The 17400-nt window shown below is 44.5% G+C and carries 14 protein-coding genes; 3 read left to right on the top strand and 11 right to left on the bottom strand.

What is annotated here, in order from left to right; all coding sequences use genetic code 11:
* The first annotated feature begins 12 nt into the window (after positions 1-12).
* Positions 13-777, top strand: a complete 765-nt coding sequence (locus BWI96_RS15380; protein WP_106637439.1) for a glycosyltransferase family 2 protein — start codon at positions 13-15, stop codon at positions 775-777.
* 111 nt (positions 778-888) lie between these two features.
* Here the strand turns inward: BWI96_RS15380 and BWI96_RS15375 are convergent, their stop codons facing one another.
* From BWI96_RS15375 to BWI96_RS15355, 5 genes are all read right to left on the bottom strand, one after another.
* A complete protein-coding gene (locus BWI96_RS15375) occupies positions 889-2544 on the bottom strand; it encodes a glycosyltransferase family 39 protein (RefSeq protein ID WP_106637438.1) in 1656 nt (551 codons plus the stop codon).
* Positions 2545-2680: 136 nt separating this feature from the next.
* The gene (locus BWI96_RS15370) at positions 2681-3784 is read right to left on the bottom strand and encodes a nitrilase-related carbon-nitrogen hydrolase (protein ID WP_106637437.1); all 1104 of its coding nucleotides are present in this window, start codon (positions 3782-3784) and stop codon (positions 2681-2683) included.
* A gap of 207 nt (positions 3785-3991) precedes the next feature.
* On the bottom strand, positions 3992-4924 hold the full coding sequence (locus tag BWI96_RS15365; protein WP_106637436.1) for a type II CAAX prenyl endopeptidase Rce1 family protein: 933 nt from the start codon (positions 4922-4924) through the stop codon (positions 3992-3994).
* Between the two features lie 73 nt (positions 4925-4997).
* Positions 4998-5225: a 50S ribosomal protein L28 gene (gene rpmB, locus BWI96_RS15360; RefSeq protein WP_106637435.1), complete on the bottom strand. Its 228-nt coding sequence runs from the start codon at positions 5223-5225 to the stop codon at positions 4998-5000.
* Between the two features lie 175 nt (positions 5226-5400).
* Positions 5401-6489, bottom strand: a complete 1089-nt coding sequence (locus BWI96_RS15355; protein ID WP_232793756.1) for a mechanosensitive ion channel family protein — start codon at positions 6487-6489, stop codon at positions 5401-5403.
* Positions 6490-6742: 253 nt separating this feature from the next.
* Between BWI96_RS15355 and BWI96_RS15350 the strand changes: the two genes are divergently transcribed.
* Positions 6743-8410, top strand: a complete 1668-nt coding sequence (locus BWI96_RS15350) for a glycosyltransferase family 39 protein (protein ID WP_157830384.1) — start codon at positions 6743-6745, stop codon at positions 8408-8410.
* 58 nt (positions 8411-8468) lie between these two features.
* Here BWI96_RS15350 and BWI96_RS15345 read toward each other — a convergent pair whose 3' ends face one another.
* The 3 genes from BWI96_RS15345 to ileS form a co-directional block, all read right to left on the bottom strand.
* A complete protein-coding gene (locus BWI96_RS15345; RefSeq protein WP_106637433.1) occupies positions 8469-8669 on the bottom strand; it encodes a helix-turn-helix transcriptional regulator in 201 nt (66 codons plus the stop codon).
* Between the two features lie 19 nt (positions 8670-8688).
* Complete coding sequence (locus BWI96_RS15340; RefSeq protein WP_106637432.1) at positions 8689-9204, bottom strand: hypothetical protein; 516 nt, start codon at positions 9202-9204, stop codon at positions 8689-8691.
* A 162-nt stretch (positions 9205-9366) separates the two neighbouring features.
* Complete coding sequence (gene ileS, locus BWI96_RS15335; RefSeq protein ID WP_106637431.1) at positions 9367-12768, bottom strand: isoleucine--tRNA ligase; 3402 nt, start codon at positions 12766-12768, stop codon at positions 9367-9369.
* 462 nt (positions 12769-13230) lie between these two features.
* On the opposite strand from ileS, the gene BWI96_RS15330 reads away from it, so the two are divergent.
* Positions 13231-14304, top strand: a complete 1074-nt coding sequence (locus tag BWI96_RS15330) for an acyltransferase (RefSeq protein ID WP_106637430.1) — start codon at positions 13231-13233, stop codon at positions 14302-14304.
* 138 nt (positions 14305-14442) lie between these two features.
* On the opposite strand, the gene BWI96_RS15325 is transcribed toward BWI96_RS15330, so the two are convergent.
* Genes BWI96_RS15325 through recG form a run of 3 tightly spaced genes read right to left on the bottom strand, consistent with a single transcriptional unit; the run spans position 14443 to position 17162 of the window.
* Complete coding sequence (locus tag BWI96_RS15325; RefSeq protein ID WP_106637429.1) at positions 14443-14769, bottom strand: type II toxin-antitoxin system PemK/MazF family toxin; 327 nt, start codon at positions 14767-14769, stop codon at positions 14443-14445.
* A complete protein-coding gene (locus tag BWI96_RS15320; RefSeq protein WP_106637428.1) occupies positions 14757-15002 on the bottom strand; it encodes an AbrB/MazE/SpoVT family DNA-binding domain-containing protein in 246 nt (81 codons plus the stop codon). The genes BWI96_RS15325 and BWI96_RS15320 overlap by 13 nt, the downstream gene beginning before the upstream one ends.
* Positions 15003-15059: 57 nt before the next feature.
* Complete coding sequence (gene recG, locus BWI96_RS15315; RefSeq protein ID WP_106637517.1) at positions 15060-17162, bottom strand: ATP-dependent DNA helicase RecG; 2103 nt, start codon at positions 17160-17162, stop codon at positions 15060-15062.
* Positions 17163-17400: the final 238 nt, after the last annotated feature.

The following is a 17400-nucleotide window of genomic DNA, read 5'->3' as shown; positions in this document are numbered from 1 at the left end:
CCTTCCCTTTTTATGAAACTCAGTGTTGTTATTCCAGCTTACAACGAACAAGATTCTATTTCTGAAACCTTGCTGTCGTTGTATAAAACATTAGCTCGGGAAGGAATTGAACACGAGATTTTCGTCACTAACGATAATTCAAAAGACAATACCTTACAGGTTTTACAGCAGTTATCCCTGCAAATTCCAACGCTCCATTATGAAACCAATCTGGGCCCCAATGGCTTTGGGTATGCCGTTCGGTATGGTCTGGAGCGTTTTTCAGGCGATTGCGTAGCGGTTATGATGGCTGATATGTCGGACGACCCCGAGGATTTGGTGCGATATTATTATAAAATGCGGGAAACCGATGCTGACGCCGTTTTCGGCTCCCGCTGGATAAAAGGAGGCAAAGTCATTGATTACCCAGCCTTAAAAAAGACGATTAACCGGGTAGCCAATCTGATCATTCGAATGATGATTGGCATTAAGTATAACGATACAACCAACGCTTTTAAACTCTACAAACGTGAAACGATTGAAGGAATTAAACCCTTTCTTTCTCCGCACTTTAACCTCACGGTTGAGCTACCGCTGAAAGCTTACGTTCGGGGGTATTCTTTCGAAATTATTCCCAATTCTTGGACGAACCGGAAATACGGTGAATCGAAGCTTAAAATTAAGGAAATGGGTAGTCGTTATTTCTTCATTCTACTCTACTGCATGATCGAGAAATTCTTTTCCCGCGGTGATTTCATGAAGAAAAAAACAGCTAAAACGACCTCGGTAAGCCGTTAAGTTTTTAGTTTTCTGATAAGTTATAACAGAGAAGGCCGGTGATGATTAGTCACCGGCCTTCTCTGTTATACTAAGATTTTTACTGTTATTAGTTAATAATGAACAAAACGATTACTTCCTTTTATAAAAGACAAAGCCATTTTCGGAGCCTATTTTTTGCAGTTGTGACATGGTATCGGTTTCAGCTTCAAAGTAGTTTTTAGTAATGACATATACAGGTTTATCTACCTCAGGACTACGTAAAGCCCAATCATCCTGCCAACTACTTAAGTGGCGACCGGGCTGCTGACGAGCGTAAAAATAGGGAGCATAACTCCGGTAACGATAGGTAACAATGTAACAATCTTCCCCCTGCCGGGCTTCCAGAAAACGGATGGCTGCCGCCTGTGAAATGCCTTCAATTCGGTTAATAAAGAAGCCGAGTGTTAGCGTAATAAAAACTGCTGTTCCCAGAAACAATGTCGTAACGCCTTTGGAGTATTGCTGACGATTAAAGAAGTATAATCCAGCAGCCAGAACCATCGCCAGCACTACGCCAGGTGTGGCTTCCCAGCCCGTCCAGGTAATTTTGGCATCCAGGTTAGCTACGGCGAACGTATCGTTAGCAATTTTCGATTGAATCCAGTCAATGTGATTAGAAAGGATGGGTAAAGCGATGGTTAATAGCACGAAAATGCCACCCGAAACGATTAGACTTACCTTCATCCAGGTACTGAACCTCACACGTCCTTCCCACATTCGTTGCAACGTTAGGGCTGCCAGGTACGTCAGTGGGAAGTAACACATCGAAGAATAATGCACGATCTTCGATTTGACTATTGTAAACAGGATCAACACCACCCAAAATAGAATTACCATCCACTTCTGATAATCTCGCTGATAATCGGTTTCTCCGGGCTGACTTCGGAAGCTCAGGGCTCGCAGAGCAAACGTACTGGCGGGAAAACAGCCAAAAAATAGAATGACGAAGTGATACCCCGGAAAACCACCGTGACCAGCGTCGGGGGTAGAGAACAAGCGGTAACTGTATTTAATGAACTCCTGAAGATACCAGAATCCATTTTTGTAGGTTTCAATGCCGTACCAGATGGCCGTTACCACCGACGTCATTAATGCAAAAATGATGAATTGTAAAGGGCTGATGTAGAACTTAAAGCCGTTCAGAACGAAGTATACGCCCAACGTCAGTGAAACGATAATGAATGCAACGGGGCCTTTGGTAAGCATACCAATGCCGAGTAAGAATCCGCCCAGCAATAAATAAAACCACTGTCCTCTAGGTAATCGAATGCTAAAGCGGTCTTTTTTCCAGCGGAAGAAGATCACTCCGTTTAAGCCCAGGAAAATCCAGAGGTTAAACCACGGATCGATAATCCCGGAGCGAAAATATAAATGCGGCAGAATAGAACCGAAGTAACAAGCTACCCACAGCAGGCCAAAACGGCGGTTGAAAAGCTGCTCGCCCAGATGGTATAATAAAATCAGCGTAATGATTCCACAAATGGCATTAGGCAAACGAGCGGCAAACTCTCCTACCCCAAAGACGTTCATGGCTAGGGCCTGAAGCCAGAAAAAGAAGGGTGGCTTTTCCCAGAAAGGCTGAAAATCAATGTGTACACGTAGGTAATCCTTGAGAACAATCATCTCCCGGGCAGCTTCGGCGAAGTTGATTTCATCCCAGTCGAACAAATGGACATTCCCTAAAAAAGGGATGAAAAACACACCTGCCACGAGGGCAATGAGAATTGAAGTGGTAATACGATTCATACGGAAGGATATCCCTGAACGGGATAGCTGTTACCTTGCTGAGTTTAAGATCGGTCAGTACGTACCTGGACTAAACCGCAAAAGTAGGCTTCCCCGAGGGTTTTCCAGAATGAATCCGTGCTTATTTACGCTGGCTTTATAACCACAAACAGGACAAACTAGCCCCCTGGGTGTTTTTTCCTTCGTAGAACGTCGTATCCTGCACCATTAGTGTCTCCCCATCTGAACCTAGGTTCCAGAGTTCGCCGTGCAGAAAGACTCCCATACCGCTTTTGATATTCGCCTCTTTATTGGCTCTGCCAACGAAGCTGTATTTCTGCCAGGCCTCCTCTTCGGTGATTTTCGAAACATCGTCCCGGGCATCGGCGGGCGTCAGGTACTCTTTATAACCCGACCAGGGAACCCGGAAAAAGTTATTCATGGTAATGATCGCAGGAACGGCCACTATGGCTGGTTTTTTTCCGCGAATGGTAGTATAAGCTTCTGAAAACCAGGAATCCTGATTGATTAATACCGCCAGATTTCCGGCAGGTGTTTCAGTAACAGATAAGTCAGTGATTTTTCCGGGCGTAATAAACTTACGCTCCGTTTCACTTAAATGTGTTTTGCGAACCAATCCCCCCAGCGAGCCATCGGGTAAAAACACCCCCGAAACGTTGTACAGCGAACCTTGCTCTTCAAACATCAATTTCTCCTCGCGAATAGAAGGTTCAGGCAACGGAATCGTTCCGGCAACAATGGTTACATCATAGGTGCTGGCCAGATGTGAAAAAGTCTGCTGATAAATCGTAGCCATGTCCATCGCTTTCATGGATAACAAGGCATAACTGGCCTGATCCTTAATGCCCGGTGGAGCCTGCATCCGTGACGATAGAAACGAGAAATAATTACTGTATTTGAGCGTTTTCATGGCCTCATCAAGGCGAGACGTCGTGTATACTTCGCGTTTTTCACCGGCCACGACTAACCATAATCCGATATTTTCGGGTAAGATCACAATGCTTTTGCGATTCAGCCAGCCTTTGCGGCGAGCTTCAGCAAAATAGCCATTGAGTTTCTGGAAGAAGGCCTCTTCGCTGGAATAATCAACGGCTAGCATGTAAGGTTGAATTCCAATCAGGTTTCCCCGACCTGAATCGCGGCCTACTTCTGCAAACGATCGATACTGCACGTCTGCGGGGGGCAGGGCAATGTGCCGATTTTTATTCGACCAGATGACATAAGTGGCCCAGGCCACCATACTTACTCCGGCTATGATCAGTGTACTTTTTTCAACATATAACTTCGTTGAATTCTATCGTTAAGGAGCTCTGTTACTATAAGTTGACAATCAGACAATAAAACTCACTGAAGTTTAAAGATCTTTTTTAATTACCAAAATTATCCCTGATTCTGTGGATTATTTGTCGATAATCAAGTCAAAAATTCTTTTCATCCTCAACTATACCTACCAAAGCTTTTGTAAAAAAGCTCCCATTTCCATCAGCCAGGCTACACCTAGGTGAATGGCAATTCCTCCCCAGATCGTACGGCTTTCGTAAGCCAGAATTCCCAGAATGTACCCGCCGAAAATGGACCCAATGGTTTCGCCAAGCGGTTTACCAAAATGAATGCAGGCATACACCGCAACCATTGGTAACACGGCTCCGCGTCCTAGAATCTGGGCCATTCCAATAATCAGAAACCCACGGATGAGTAATTCTGTCGAAATAAAGTCAAAACCGTAACAGCATTCAAAAATAAGAGCAGTTACCCAATTAGGTACCTTCAACGCTTCGGCCGCTCCCCATCCTTTATAAACGGGATAGGTTTGCAGAAAACTCGGTTGAAAAGAAGCCCAACCAATTAATGGAACCATAAGGAGTAACATTAACCCGTACATTTTCAAGCTGGCTCCATCGGGCCGAAAACCGTAAAAGTAAGAAGATTGCCGATCCACCCAACGGTAGAAAATATAAAGGGGTAACCAAATGGTCAGGGCTGAACTCAGGTTAGAAAAGCAGTAATGAGCAAAACTATAGATATGCTCAAAAACCGGAAACTCGGTAAGCTTTTGGTAACCCGTATAATCCTGCCACCAGGCCATAATAAACAGGCCAAATACACTGAAAAGCCAGAATTTTTGGGTTTTTAGAATCGTCTGCTTTCCGTGCGAAAACAGCCAGAAAGCCGCTACGCTTAGGTAGACCGTCACATCAAGCACAAAAAACAAAACCAGACGAATCCAGCTACCGCGATAACTATCGATAATACTATCTTCCAGATCAATCGTATAATTCAGCGTAATCCAGGCGGCCATGTAGAGGGCCGTTACCCCGTATAACGAGGGTTTAAAGTCTTCCCGGATAAAATCAGTCAGATAGGTAATCAGTTTTCGCATGGGTTTGTCATTCTCAAACGAAAAAAGGCCTTGACACGAAAATGCCAAGGCCTTTTTTCTTCTAATTAATAAATTAGAATTGAGCTCCTACTTCTTTCAGAACGGCTTCAATGCCTTTCTTATTGATCGTGCGGATTGCTTGCGTAGAAAGTTTGATCTGAACCCACTCACCTGTAGAAGGGATGAAGAATTTCTTCGTCTGCAGGTTTGGATAGAACTTACGCTTCGTTTTGTTGTTGGCATGCGAGACGTTGAAACCCGTCTGCGTTTTCTTGCCCGTGATTTGACAAACCCGTGCCATAGTAATACAATTTTATGAGTTATCGATGTACCGGGGACCGGCTTAATTTCTTGAGAATCAGCTTTATTCAAGCAGTTCTGTAAAACGAGTCGCAAAGATAACTTTTTATTGGGAATCAGCAAAATACACTTTTGATATTTCAGGTAAAATGCTGAAATAATCGTTACTTTTTATTCTACTGCATCCGGGCGGATGAATCTGTGTCTTTTTCCATCCCTGAAATATAGAGATACTGCGTAGGTAAGGCAAAGGCAAGGCCACGTTTCTGAAGCTCTTCATAAATACGGATATTCACCCGCTGGTGTACATTCATATAAACCGTATAATCGGCATCAAGCACAAAATAAACAATCTCATATTCAAGGCCATAGCTTCCATAATTCATGAAATGAGCCCGGTCAAACCTAACAGGACTTTGCTCCTCCACTACCTGTTTTAGCAGGGCCGATACTTCGGCCAGCCGCTCCACTGGCGTTTTATAATCCAGTTGAATTTTAAAAACCACCCGCCGCTGTTGCATATTCTTGTAATTGTGAATACGCGAGCCCGTTAAATCACTGTTAGCAAAAACCAGCATCTCGCCAGAAAGACTTTTGATACGTGTGGTTTTCAGCCCAATGTAATCCACCACGCCCATTTTGGTATCGATGATGATGAAGTCACCCACTTCAAACGGACGGTCAAAGAAAATCACGAAGTAATTAAAGACGTCGCCAAGAATATTCTGAGCCGCCAGAGCGATAGCAATACCCCCAATCCCCAGACCGGCAATGATCGTTGAGACGTTATACCCCAGGTTATCGATGAGAAAGACAATGCCAAGTATCCAGATGATACTATTAATGATGAGCATTAAGCCGCCCATTTGCTTGACTTTTTCCTCCCCCTGAGCCTGTCGACGCAGATTTGCCTGAAGAAGTAATAAAATGGCCGATGAAAGAATCCGAATGACGAGAATGGTAATAATAATCGTCGTGGCAATGGTAACGATTTTATCTACTTTTCGGGAAAGCCGGAGAAAATCCAGAGCGAAATAAATCACCGCAAAGTTCAGAGCTGGTATCCCGAAACGATCCATACTATCGACGAGGTAATCGTCAAAATAGCTCTTGGTACGGCTGGTCAGAATCTTCAGTTTGGCAATAATGTACTTTTTGAAAAGCCTTACCAGCAGCAGACCTAGCATGATTATCCCCAGGGTAATGAGGTAATCCTGAACGGTGTTTCGCCAATAAACTTTTTGCAGGAAATCCAGATTAATCATACGTTGAAATGTCGTTTCTGAAGTAAATAGAGCCTTGGGTTTGAGTTAAGATTCGCACCCATTACAACCTTTGCGTGATTCAGGTTGAGTAAAACAAGCGAAAATATCCCGAAAGATACCGTGCCAGTTCCCGTAAAATTGGCTCTGGCCAAATCCCTTTTCCAAGATTTTAGAGGTCGATTATCCTGAAACCCGGCTCGGGGTCTTACTTTTGAAGCTCATTTCTTTTCTCAGATTTTTTACTTTCAGTCGTATGACCGCTGGCCTTCGTTCGCCGCTGGAGCCAACCCTTCAACGTCATTTTAGCTGGTTACTTGTTCTCGGGATTATTCTGAATGCCCTCGGCCTTTTTACGCCCATCCTGGAAACGGACGGAACGCTTTACGCTACCATTGCTAAAAACATGGCTCAGGCCAACGATTTCATTAACCTGACCCTTGAAGGCGACGACTGGCTCGACAAGCCCCACTTTCCATTCTGGGTTACGGCCATTAGTTATAAAATTTTCGGGTATACCTCTTTTGGCTATAAACTGCCGCCTTTCCTCTTTTGGCTGGCTGGTGCTTACTACACCTATCAACTTGCCCGGTTACTTTATTCCACTACCGTGGCTCAGTTAGCCGTACTTTTTTACCTGACTGCCGAGCACCTACTGATCTCCAACGTCGATGTACGGGCGGAACCTTACCTAACAGGAATGGGCATTGCCAGCGTTTATTTCTTTTACAAAGCCTATCGGAATCACACGCTCTGGCCTATTCTCTGGGGTTCGCTCTGGACGGCGGCGGCCATTATGACTAAGGGGCTTTTCGTGATTATTATTATCGGAGCTGGTTTTGTGATTGAATGGGTTGTCAAAGGCGACTGGAAGCAATTTATCTCACCCAAATGGTATCTGGCGATTTTCCTGACTGCTCTTTTTTCAATGCCAGAGCTTTACACCTTATATGTGCAGTTTGACTTACATCCAGAGAAGGTAGTTTTTGGTAAAACGGGCGTTTCTGGGCTTTACTTTTTCTTCTGGGAAAGTCAGTTTGGGCGGTTTATGAATACGGGTCCCATCAAAGGCAGTGGCGATCCGCTGTTTTATACCCACACGCTCCTCTGGGCTTTTCTGCCTTGGTCGGCCTTATTATATGTGGCTATTTTCACGCGGTTATTTAATAAAAACGGCTGGAAAGATCGTGAATACGTGGTAGTGGGAACATCCGTGTTTTCCTTTATTATCTTCTCGGCTTCTAAATTTCAGTTACCGCATTACCTGAACATCCTGTTTCCCTTCTTTAGTATTCTGACTGCTTTTTATCTAGCTCAGATCACCAAGGAAACGACGACAAAACGGGTCATTTACTTTCAGTACTTCGTTGCTATCATCCTTTTTTTGAGCACCTTGTTAGGAATTTACCTCATTAATATCAATCATGCTTTAGTGGTAGGAATCGTTGTGGCTGTTGTCGCAGGAGGTCTATTATATTTCTTTCCGGCCAAAAGCATTACCAACGTCGTCGTGTTATGCTTTATGGCTTCGGTGCTGATGAACGGAATTTACAGTGCGGTGTTGTACCCCGACATTATTCGGTATCAGTCTGGGAACACCGCGGCAGATTATATTAATGAACACCCGGAAATAAAGGGCGTTACCGTCATTCGTAATAATCCCATCAATTTTGCTCTGGAGTTTTACGCGAACGTGCCCCATACGGCAACGATACTGGAAGAGTTACCTTCAATTCCCGCTGAAACCCCACTCTTCATCGAAACTTCATACCTTGATCTGTTACGTGAACGAGGCTATGAAGTAACCATTCTGAAACGCTTTCCACATTACCACATCAGTAAGCTAACCATGAAGTTTATTAACACGAAAACCCGTCCGGCGGAGCTACAGGAAACCGCATTGGTTGCAGTAGTGAAGAAGTAACCCTACGATGATGTGCACAAAAGCCAGCCCGACAAGCTTGTCGAGCTGGCTTTTTCAGTTAATCACCTTCTTCGAGTTCAAAAATACTCTCAAGCGGTTTACCGAAATACTGGGCTATTTTGAGAGCCAGCACCGTAGAAGGCACGTATTTATTCGCTTCAATGGCATTAATTGTTTGGCGGGACACCTGCACGGCTTCCGCCAGCGTAGCCTGTGTAATGTCTTTAATCGCTCGCTCTACGCGAATGGTATTTTTCATGCGTGTTTCCTCTTTTATCTCAAATCATGGGCGTCACTCGTTTTCCTTTAAAAAGAAAAGGTTGAATGTATAAAACCCAGTTAAAGCGGACGATGAAAATGATCAACGTCGTAAAGACATTGTAGATCAAAACGTCGAGGTATTTGAAACTATATACCATCAAGGTTGCCAGAATAATAAAAACAGTATTTAATAACACCCCCCATTGCAATGATTCAAGGCGTACCTGAGCCACCCATTCATCTTCGACTTTTTCTTTTGAAAAAGCCACGAATAGTAACCCTAGCGTAAGACCAATGGTAATGATTTCGTCCAGAATATTGTTGCTAACGAAATTTTGAATGCCTAAGTCTTCTTCATCATCGATTATCACCAGCCACTTAGGGATTTTAACTTCAAAATAGCTTGCATAGGGTTCAAATTGTTCCATAAAATTTGAGCGGCTCACATAAATGATACCTAAAATCAGAAATGGAATGGCTAACCACCAGCCCAGTGGCTTGCACCAGTGAGGAAAAAGGAAACGAGTTTTCATTGCATTAGATAGTTGTTAAAGAGGAAAGTTATTTTTACCAAATGTAAAATAAACTTTACTTAATGGAAAAATATTTTGTCAACTATTTTTTGCTATAAACAAAAAACGCTGGCAAGATTATAGCCTTGCCAGCGTTTTCATAACTATTGATTAGTGAATCAATTAGCTTACCACTTCCACCTTCACATTCAGTTCTACCTCGTCCAGATCAACTGTGACGGCATCTGTTAGGGTTTCAAGTACATTTAGACTCAGAGCCTGTACTTCCGTACAGATGTATTCACGATTGGCTTCCAGGGCTGCTTTTACCAGTTCTTCCGTCGTTGAAACGGAGATGGATATTTTGTCAGCTACTTCGAAACCGCTGTCTTTCCGCAGGTTCTGAATCCGGTTGACAAACTCGCGAGCGATACCTTCGTGGCGTAATTCTTCCGAAATACTTACGTCTAGAGCCACCGTCAAACCATTTTCCTGAGCCGTCAGGAAGCCGGGTAAATCTTCGGTCAGAATTTCTACATCAGCAACCGTGATTTCATGAGCTCCGCCTACCGTCAGCGTTCCGGCTTTTTCGAGTTCGGCAATATCAGCCGTACTCATGGCCTGAATCCCAGCGGCTACTTCTTTCATTTTCGGTCCAAATTTGGGTCCGAGAGCTTTGAAGTTAGGCTTCACTTTTTTGTTCAGTACGCCTGAAGCATCGTCCAGCAGTTCTACTGCCTTCACGTTTACCTCGGCCTTAATCAGCTCTTCTACCCGGGCCAGACGCTGTTTGGTGTACTCGTTAAGTACAGGTACCAGCACCCGCGAAAGCGGCTGACGTACTTTGATTTTATTAACCTTCCGAATCGAGTGAACCAGCGAAGACACCCGCTGAGCCAGCTCCATGGAAGCTTCCAGTTCTGGATCGATGTAGTTATGATTTGCCGCCTGTAAGTCCGTCAAGTGAACAGAAGCCACTACCGAATCGCGATTACCAATCGTTAGATTCCGATATAACCAGTCGGAATAGAACGGAGCAATCGGCGACATTAACTGAGCTACTTTCAGCAGACACTCCTGCAACGTTTCGAAGGCAGCTCGTTTATCAGCCGTTAATTCACCTTTCCAGAAACGTCGGCGTGACAGACGAACGTACCAGTTAGATAAGTGATCAGACACAAAATCCTGAACTGCCCTTCCAGCTTTGGTAGGTTCGTAATCAGCGTAAAAACCATCCACATCCTTAATAAGCGAGTTGAGTTTTGAAAGAATCCAGCGATCCATTTCGCTTAACTGCTCGTAAGGCACGCGGTTGGCCTCATCCGCCGTATATCCATCCAGATTCGCGTACAGAGCGAAGAAATTATAGGTATTGGTCAGCGTGCCGAAAAACTTATTACGCACTTCCGTTACGCCACCTTCCAGATTAAACCGCAGGTTATCCCAGGGGTTTGAGTTCGTAATCATGTACCAGCGAATCGGATCGGTACCGTATTTGCCTAAAGCTTCAAAGGGATTGATTACGTTACCCTTCCGCTTGGACATTTTCTCGCCGTCTTTGTCCAGTACCAAACCCGTCGAAACAACGTTCTTGAAGGCGACTGAATTATTCAGCATCCCCGAGATTGCGTGCAGAGTAAAGAACCAGCCCCGCGTCTGATCAACTCCTTCGGAGATGAAATCAGCAGGATAGCTCTTTTCAAAAATATCCTGATTTTCAAAGGGATAATGCCACTGAGCATAAGGCATCGCTCCCGAATCAAACCACACATCAATCAGATCGGACTCCCGCTTCATTACTTTACCAGACGCCGAAACGAAGTAGATATCATCGACATAAGGACGGTGTAAATCAAAATCTCCTGTACCCACTTTCGCCAGATAACTTTCGTTGGATGCTTTCTGCTCGGCGGTTAAGGCTGGACTTGCTAATGCATTCGTTAAAGCCGCTTTCAGCTCTTCAATGGAACCGATGCAAACTTCTTCACCGTCTTCACTACGCCAGATCGGCAGGGGCGTTCCCCAATAACGACTCCGGCTTAAGTTCCAGTCCACCAGATTTTCCAGCCAGTTCCCAAAACGACCCGTTCCCGTGCTCTCGGGTTTCCAGTTAATCGTTTTGTTCAAAGCAACGAGTTCGTCTTTTTTAGCCGTTGTTCTGATAAACCAACTATCCAGCGGATAATATAATACGGGTTTATCCGTCCGCCAGCAGTGCGGATACGTGTGGTCAAACTTCTGAACGTTGAAGGCTTTGTTCTCCGTTTTCAGTAAGATCCCGATGCGTTCATCCACTGAAAGGTATTTATCCCGACCCTGCTTTTCACGTTCGGCCTCCTTTTCAGCATCTGATAAGTATTGTTCTTTGACAAACTCTTCGGCGAAATCCGTTACCTCTTTGACAAAACGACCGCGTTTATCTACCAGAGGAACATCCTTACCCATTTCGTCCTTTACCATGATCGCCGGAATGCCATTCTGCTGGGCTACCCGGAAATCGTCCGCTCCGAAAGTAGGAGCTGTGTGAACGACACCCGTACCGTCTTCTGTCGTTACGAAATCACCTAAAATTACCCGGAATGCCGGAGTTTCAGGCTGTACGTAAGGCATTAACTGTTCGTATTCGATACCTTCGAGGTGTTCCCCCTTCAGATCCATCAGCACTTTCCAGGGAATTACTTTATCCCCAGCCTGATAAGCGAATAGATCACCCTCTTTTCCTTTTTCAGGAAAATAAGCAGCTACCCGGTCTTTTGCACAAACCACGTTAACTGGCAGGTGCGTATAAGGGTTATAAGTCTGAATGAGCTGATAAGTGATGTTCTTCCCAACGGTCAGAGCCGAGTTAGAAGGTAATGTCCAGGGTGTAGTGGTCCAGGCCAGAATATAGATTTCATCACTGTCGGCAGCATCGAATAAATAACCCGATTTACCCGTCAGTTTTACTTTAAACTGAGCCACGATGGAAACATCTTTTACTTCCTTATACGTACCAGGCTGGTTCAGCTCGTGCGAGCTCAGTCCCGTACCCGCCGCAGGCGAGTAAGGCTGGATGGTATATCCTTTGTAAAGTAAACCCTGTTCGTGCAAACGCTTGAGCAGATGCCAGACGCTTTCAATGTATTCGTTGTGGTAAGTCACGTAGGGACTGTCCAGATCAACCCAATAACCCATTTTTTCGGTCAGGTCATTCCATTGATCGGTATACCGCATGACGGTTTCCCGGCATTTACGGTTGTATTCCTCTACGCTGATTTTCTTACCAATATCTTCTTTCGTAATACCCAGCTCTTTTTCTACCTGTAATTCAATGGGCAGACCGTGCGTATCCCAGCCACCTTTGCGTTTTACCTGACGCCCTTTCAGCGTTTGGTAACGGCAGAAAATATCTTTAATGGACCGAGCCATTACGTGGTGGATACCTGGCGTACCATTAGCCGACGGTGGTCCTTCGTAAAACGTAAAGCTGGGTTTACCTTCCCGCAGTTCAATGGATTGCTCGAAAATCCGGTTCTCTTTCCAGAACTGCCGGATTTCATCGGCAACGGCGGCATAATCGAGGTTTTTGTATTCGGGGAAATTCATGATGCTATGGTATGGAAACAAAAGACTAGAATCTATAATATCAACAATGACGCCGATGTACTTCGTTCCACGCTTCAGTGGAAGACGATAGATTTACAAAAATAGGACTTTCGGGCGAGAAAAGATAGCAGTAAGCTTCCACAGCCCAGTGCTTTCCGTCTTCCTCTGCCTCTGTGATTCTACTTTTCTGTTAATGAAGCAGCTTTACATCGGATGTTTTCCGAAAGCTTGTTACTTCTGGTTTTCAACGGTATGTATACCTGGTGTTATTCGGGTAAGGCGAGCTTTACAAATCCGCTTCGCCAGTAGTGGTAATAGAAGTAATGGGCAAGCAGGGTTCAAACGTGGTTTAGTAAGGTACGCTAGGACATACCATTTTCTATTAAGATTCCTGGATACCTTTGCCAACCATCGAGGTAACAACCCCACACTAGCAGCCTTATTGTCGAGACAGCGTAGTTTATGCAAATACGAAAGATCATTCCAGAAAACTTAGTTCTGCTGGACAGCTTACGCGGGCTGACTGCTCTTTACGTACTCATTGCTCATGCTCTGTTATTGCTGACGGCGGGAGATGCAGACGGCTTTATGAGTATGCTTTCATCGATTTTTCAGTATGCCCACCAGGCCGTTTTATTTTTTTTTATCTTATCCGGCTTTGTTATTCACTGGAGTACGGACAAGCGGTTTTGTCGGGAAAAAACGTTTGATCTGAAAGCCTATTTATTGCGAAGAATCCGGCGGATCTACCCTCCTTTACTAGCGGCACTGGCCTTTACCTTTTTGCTGGACCAGCTGGGGCTATTTTTAAAATTCCCGATTTACCACTCTCAAACCGCTTACGCTTCCATTAACGCTCTCATCCAGACCGACCATCGCTTACAGACCCTCCTTGGTAATCTGCTTTTTGTACAGAATGTGTACACGCCTACCTGGGGCACCAATGGTCCGTTGTGGTCGCTCACTTACGAGTGGTGGTTCTATATATTGTACATTCCTGTATACGGGCTTTTCCGAAAAAATAAGTCTTTCACCTCTGCATTTATTCTGGTACTTTGGATACTCAATCGGGAGTTTCCTTTTAAGCCTGCTCTCTTTACTATCGTTTTTGATTACTTTATTATCTGGTATTTGGGAGTCCTGCTGGCAGATTATTTGCGTTCGAAAGACTTAAAGACTCCCTTTGTTGTCTCCTACGTAATCATCCTTTTCACTTTGTCCCTGACTAGGTATTCTGGCAGTGTTGGAAGCGACTTGCTGATTTCCCTTGGGATAATCCTTTTTCTATACCTCGTGCTTTGTAGCAATGCTTTTATTGGTTTGGGGAAGGCTCGAAAGCTAGGCGATTTTTCTTATACCCTTTATCTGATTCACGTACCTATTCTCTGTTTTCTATCGGGCGTAGTCATGCATGCACGTCAGGGCTATCTTCCGGCAAATGGACTTTATGTAACAGCAGGTATTCTGTTTTGTTTAAGCATGGCCTGGCTCTTTCACTTTATTAGTGAAAAGCCTTTTACGGCACGAAGGGTCTAATATACACTTCTCTTGCTACCTTACAGGGAGTATTACTTTTCAGCCCCTATATCACTCCTGTATCTGATATGTAAGAGGATGAATTACAGATCAGATCTATTTCCTATTTATCTCTATATTATTAGTTCATACGAGGCATCACCAGGCAAATAACTCCTGTAATACCGTACAAACTTCTTTACTCGTTTGGGTATCCAGTTCACCTAATTGCTTATTTAATCTAGATTTATCCACAGCTCTTATCTGATCCAAAGCAATTTGTCCTTCTCTGCCTTGTAACATAGAGTGAACCCGGGTTGGGTATTTTTTGATAGTGCTAGTTAATGGAGCAACTAAAACTGTATTCAGAGATTTGTTCACTACGTCGGGAGAAATCACTACGCAAGGGCGTGTTTTCGAAATTTCACTCCCCTGCGTCGGATTCAGGTTTACTAACCAAATTGAAAAACGTTTTACCAATTCCATTCCTTCTCGTCAAAATCATTACTCATTCCTTCGAACAAATCTTCTTCTGAAGTATCGTCCTGAGCTTCTTTAAAGCGTGCTTCCCAATCATGGCGAGGACGAATGGCTTTCAATAAAATTCCATCAGTAGTTAGTTCTACCTCTACCTCTTTTTCAATGCCTAAACTTTGTAGCATTGCTTTAGGTAGTAAAATTCCCTGTGAGTTACCTATTTTACGAACGGTCTGTATCATAATTCTCTTCCTGTTATTACAAAATTATAACAATTTAATTATGATTAGATTCATACCTTAACTAATTCTCGCCCAGTTACTTTCATTCTCCCGTAAATGATTGAGTTGCTCACGGATGGCCTGGTTTTTCGGTAATACCAGTTCGGCATCTTCGTTTAGGATTTCCTGAGCCGATTCCCGGGCGGCTTTCAGGATTTCGCCGTCTTTTGATAAATCGGCCAGTAATAAATCCACTACACCGCTTTGCTGGGTTCCGGCCATATCGCCAGGACCACGAAGACGCAAATCCGTATCTGCAATGACGAAGCCGTCGTTGGTTTCGGTCATTACTTTCATTCGCGTACGGGTTTCGGTGCTGAGCTTAAGGCCCGTCATCAAAATACAGTAACTCTGATCAGCCCCCCGGCCAACCCGGCCCCGAAGCTGGTGCAACTGCGAAAGGCCAAAGCGTTCAGCACTTTCAATAATCATCACTGAGGCATTAGGTACGTTAACCCCTACTTCGATTACGGTCGTGGCAACCATAATCATTGTTTCCCGACTCACGAATCGCTGCATTTCAAAATCCTTGTCCTTCGCGGGCATTTTGCCATGCACGATACTAATCTGATATTCCGGAAAAGCCCGACTGACGCTTTCAAAACCATCCATCAAATCCTTGAAATCCAGCTTTTCGGATTCTTCAATTAATGGATAAACGATATATACCTGCCGACCTTTCTGTAACTCATTTCTTACAAAACCAAACACTTCCAGCCGATGCTGATCGGATTTCCAGCGGGTAACTATTGGCTTTCTTCCGGGAGGTAACTCATCAATTTGCGAAAGATCCAGATCACCGTACAAAGTCATCGCCAACGTCCGGGGAATGGGCGTGGCCGTCATCACCAGAATGTGAGGATATACGACTTCATTTTTCTGCCAGAGTTTGGCCCGCTGAGCTACGCCGAACCGATGCTGTTCGTCAATCACCACTAAACCTAAGTTCTTAAACTGAACGATGTCTTCGAGCAAAGCGTGCGTTCCTACTACAATCTGAATCGAGCCGTCCAGCAAACCCTCGTGTAATACTCTCCGTTCTTTCTTGGGCGTTGATCCGGTTAATTTACCCATTCCCAGACCCATTGCCTCAGCAAAGGGTAATAAACCCTTAAAATGCTGATCGGCCAGGATTTCCGTAGGAGCCATTAAGCAGGCCTGAGCTCCGTTCTCGATAGCCAGTAACATACAGATGAAAGCAACAATCGTTTTTCCTGACCCTACATCTCCCTGCAACAGACGGTTCATTTGCTTCCCCGAACGCATATCTTCGAAAATCTCCCGAATTACCCGTTTTTGAGCTCCGGTCAGGTCAAAAGGTAAATGAGCATCATAAAACTCCCGAATAAGCTGCGTTCCCGAAAAAATCTGTCCGGGGTATTCCGTCCGACGAAGAATTTTCTGTTTTATTAACCGTAACTGATTGTAGAATAACTCTTCAAATTTCAGTCGGCGTTTGGCCTGATGGATGTGTTGCTCATTACCCGGCACATGGATTCCCCACAAGGCCTGAATTTTCGAAGCCAACCGATATTTCTCAATCAGAAAGGGCGGTAAGGTTTCCCGGATATGGTGTCCGGCCAGTTCCAGAATCTGTCGCTGCCATTTGGCAATGGCTTTAGCATCAATGTAGCGTTTACGAAGCTTTTCTGTAAGGTTATACACGGGCTGCCAATGACCCCCTTTTTCGTTTTCAGTCGTCAGCACCTCCATTTCAGGATGAACCATCTGGAATTTACCGTTAAAGCTCGTCGGCTTGCCGTAGATTACGTACTGTCCATCCCGGTGCAGGGATTTTTCCATGAACGAAATGCCCTGAAACCAGGCCAACTCCATCGTTCCAGAACCATCGCTAAACTGAGCAACTAACCGGGCTTTATGGCCTTCCCCGATTACCTCCCAGGTACGCAGGCGACCTTTGATCTGAGCCCCGGGTAAATCTTCCCTTAACTCCGAAATCCGATAAAAACGAGTGCGGTCTTCGTAGCGAAAAGGGTAGTGCTGTAAAAGATCGCCGAAGGTAAAAATATTCAGTTCTGTATTCAGCAAAGCTCCTTTTTGCGGACCTACGCCTTTGAGAAATTCAATCTTGGTATCAAAAAAATTGGTTGTTCGCTCCATAGTATACTCGTCTGCTCCGCCGACCCGACCCGAGGTCATTCCCTCGTCTCTCTTCACTTTTTACCTTTTACAAAAATACAATTCAGAACAGGTTTTTAATCTCAATATAACTCTTCTCCTTCGATAATTACGTGAGTAACAGCTACGACTGATTAAATAAGGTTTCGATCTGTTGGAATTTAGGTACTTTGCCATAGTAACTTCGTAACAACCCGTTCTGACAATCCATTTCCTACTC

This window comes from Siphonobacter sp. SORGH_AS_0500 (assembly GCF_002838835.1).
In the GTDB taxonomy this organism is placed as follows: Bacteria; Bacteroidota; Bacteroidia; order Cytophagales; family Spirosomataceae; genus Siphonobacter.
This window is presented reverse-complemented; position numbering and strand designations above follow the sequence as displayed.